This is a genomic window from Fulverythrobacter ferritrahens (genome assembly GCF_020539485.1).
Lineage (GTDB): Bacteria > Pseudomonadota > Alphaproteobacteria > Sphingomonadales > Sphingomonadaceae > Andeanibacterium > Andeanibacterium ferritrahens.
The window spans coordinates 1-1173 of record NZ_JACDXU010000012.1; the positions used below are offsets into that span (position 1 = coordinate 1).

Annotated in this window: 2 protein-coding genes; both read right to left on the reverse strand. The window is 61.3% G+C overall.

Annotated features, from left to right (window positions below; translation table 11 throughout):
• Window positions 1–392: DUF6152 family protein (locus H0274_RS15570; RefSeq protein WP_226796536.1), on the reverse strand; the 392-nt coding region annotated here is incomplete at its 3' end.
• Window positions 385–1173, reverse strand: a 789-nt coding sequence (locus H0274_RS15575) for a hypothetical protein (protein WP_226796537.1), incomplete at its 5' end; no start/stop codon positions are given. The genes H0274_RS15575 and H0274_RS15570, both read right to left, overlap by 8 nt.

The window sequence follows — 1173 nt, forward strand, 5'->3', positions numbered from 1 at the left end:
GGCAGTCCTGAATCGAGCACTTTTCCATCGGCCTTTTTGAGGTCGAGGAAGAGGCCGCCCTTCTTGCCGTCGCGCAAGGGGTTCATGCGCAGGGAGATCTTGTCTCCGGTCTTGAGCGAAGCGCGGCTCCAGCCCTGGCGCTTGAGGTTGTTGGGGCTGTTCAGCTCGATGCTCCAATGGACGATCTTGCCATTGGTGGGCACGTCGATCTCGATGAAGGCATGCGGATTGGTCCACTGGAATTCGGTGACGGTGCCCTGCAGGGTCATCACCTTCTTCTGGTCGAACATCGCGAAGCTGTGATGCGCCAGCGCCGGGGCGGATACCGCCATCATGGCGCCCAGGGCCCCCATGGCCAGGGCGGCCATGGCGCAAGTGATCCTCTTATTCACCGGTAACCTCCTCGATGGCGCTCTCGCCGCGCTCGTCAGCCGTCGCCTTGCCCAGGTTCGTGCCGGGCAAATGTTCGTTATATTGCAGGATGCAGTGGCTCTCGTTGATGTCGGTGTAATCCGCCCGGACATAGCGCTTGGTGTTCTTCCACTCGCCGTCCCAGTTCTGCGGATCGATCAGGGTATATTCCACCTCCATCACCGTGCCGCCCTCCACCAGGCGGATGCGCTCGAACATCTCGAAATCGTCCGAGATCGGCAGGCCACTGTCGATCCAGTGGTTGTCGGTCTCGAAATATTTCGTGTGCACCACCAGCGTGTCGCCCTCCCACTGGCCGATGCTCTCGCCATTGTAGGAAGGCACCACCAGATCGGGATCGGAGAAGTCGCGGCCGTCCAGATAGATCATGCGCACCGCATTGTTGAAGCCGCTGATCATGTAGACCGCCGTGGGCAGCTGGATGAAGGCATGAGGCCACACGCGCGTCATGATCATCGGCATGCCCGGCGGGTAGCACTGGCCGATGGCATCGCGATAAGTCTCGCCCCGCGCGGCAGCGGCCTTGGCCTCTTCCTGCGCCTTGCGCCCTTCCTCGTGGAAACCGGGATAGGGCGGGCCGAACATGAACTTGCTGAACCCTTCGCGCAGATCCACGAACCACGTTCCCGTCAGATCGAAGGGAGGGGCAGGCCGCTCCTTCTTCAGATTCTCCGGCGCCAAAGCACCCAGATAGCCCGGATGCTTCGGGATCATCTGCTGAAACCGCTCCTCCGATATCGG